The organism is Collinsella sp. HCP28S3_B9, assembly GCF_052066095.1.
Lineage (GTDB): Bacteria > Actinomycetota > Coriobacteriia > Coriobacteriales > Coriobacteriaceae > Collinsella.
Window position 1 is genome coordinate 1 of record NZ_JBQHST010000056.1, and the last position, 2197, is coordinate 2197.

Here is a 2197-nt window from a genome sequence, read left to right on the forward strand (position 1 = left end):
AGAGTACTGCGGGGCCAGCCCGTGGGAGGCCAGGGCGCCGCTGACCGGTGGACGGCACCGAGCCGTGCGCTTGGACTGGGAAGGGGGAGGCCTCGCGGCCTCCCCCTTTTTCGTTTCTCAGGCAATTTAACTAAATGACAATTTTTACAACGATATCATCTGCCGTCTTATTCAGACGTTCACCGTTCTCTTGACAGTCTCACACACTCAATGGATTACTATCTACTTAAGCGTGATACTGCGCTTGACCTGTTTTAGGCGGGCCGTTTTATTGATTATGAAGGAAGGACGCATATGGCAGATGTTCACGAGCTGCTTGATACTTGGATTGCCAATGTCAAGGATGATGAGCTGCTGACCGAGCTCAACACGATGAAGGAGCAGGGTGACGAGGATGCCATCACCGATGCCTTCTTCCAGGATCTTGCCTTCGGCACCGCTGGCCTGCGTGGCACGATCGGTGCTGGCACCAACCGTATGAATATCTATACGGTCGGCCGTGCAACGCAGGGCTTCGCCGACTATCTCAATGCGACTTTTGAGCATCCGACGGTTGCCATTGCTCGCGATAGCCGCAATAAGGGCGAATTGTTCGTCAAGACGACTGCTGCTATTCTTGCGGCAAATGGTGTCACCGCCCTTGTGTATCCTAAGATTTCCCCGGTGCCTACGCTATCTTGGGCCGTCCGCGACCTTAAGTGCTCCGGTGGCATTTGCATGACCGCGAGCCATAACCCTGCGCCCTATAACGGCTATAAGGCCTATGGCCCCGACGGCTGCCAGATCACTAGCGAGGCCGCCGATGCAATTTCTAAGGCTATTGCCGAGACCGATACGTTCACTGGCGTGAAGTCCATGGACTTCGATGAGGCTCTTGAGCAGGGTCTGGTCAAATGGATCGATGACTCGTGCCTCGAGCGTTATTACGACGCCGTTCTCGCGCGCGGCGTGACCAACCTTTCTGCCGAGGAGATCGCTGGCGCTCCGCTTAAGCTCGTCTACACTCCGCTCAACGGCACTGGCCTCATTCCCGTCACGACGGTGCTCGAGCGCGCCGGCATCACCGATGTCACGGTTGTTCCCGAGCAGAAGGACCCGAACGGCGATTTCCCGACCTGCCCGTATCCTAACCCCGAGATCCGTCAGGCCATGCAGAAGGGAATCGACCTGTGCGAGCAGGTTCACCCCGATCTGCTGCTTGCAACCGATCCTGACGCCGACCGTGTTGGCGTTGCTGTTAAGAATGGTGATGACTATCTGCTGCTGACCGGCAATGAGATGGGCGTTCTGCTGCTCGACTATATCTGCAAGACCCGTGCCGCCCGCGGCGAGGATCTCACCAAGAAGGTCGCGGTTACTACCATTGTTTCTTCTGCCATGGTCGATGCTCTGGCCGAGGAGTATGGCTTTGAGCTCCGTCGCTGCCTGACGGGCTTCAAGTACATCGGTGACATCATTACCTCGCTTTCCGATGCTGGTGAAGTCGATCGCTTTATCTTCGGTTTCGAGGAGAGCTACGGTTATCTGGCCGGCGACCACGTGCGCGACAAGGACGCCGTGAGCACTTCGCTGCTCATTTGCCAGATGGCGCAGTATTACAAGCTCCAGGGCAAGAACCTGGCCGATGCGATGCACGAGCTGTACGAGAAGTATGGCTACTATCACAACAAGACGATTTCGCTGAGCTATCCGGGCGCTGAGGGTGCGGCAAAGATGGCCGGCATCATGGGTGGTCTGCGCGAGAACCCGCCCGCGGAGCTCGCAGGCTCCAAGATCGAGGCCGTTGTGGATTACAACACGTGCGTGAACGGTCTGCCGAAGGCTAATGTCATTGAGTTCGATCTTGAGGGTGGCAACAAGGGTATTGTCCGTCCTTCCGGCACCGAGCCCAAGATCAAGCTGTACATCTTCGCTAAGGGCGCGGATGCCGCCGAGGCTGATGCAGCACTTGACGCGATTGAGGAGTCGGGCCGCAAGCTGTTGGCCTAAGGCTTTGAAAGCCTATTTCTATAGATAGACGAAAAAGGGGATCTCGGAAACGAGGTCCCCTCTCTATTACTGCTAAATACAGCTGAGAATCCCAAACTGTGTAGGAGTTGTGTGCAACCAGATTCCCGCCCCGCGGGCCCCTCCGGTCTGGCAATATATCTCCTTGCCGCGCGGCCCGGTCGGACCGGATGAGACGCGCAGGCGTGCA

Annotated in this window: 1 protein-coding gene; it reads left to right on the top strand. The window is 56.9% G+C overall.

The genetic code is table 11. The annotated features are described in order from the left end of the window. Positions 1-294: 294 nt before the first annotated feature. Positions 295-1989: a phospho-sugar mutase gene (locus ACTNBB_RS09000; RefSeq protein ID WP_441057966.1), complete on the top strand. Its 1695-nt coding sequence runs from the start codon at positions 295-297 to the stop codon at positions 1987-1989. Positions 1990-2197: the final 208 nt, after the last annotated feature.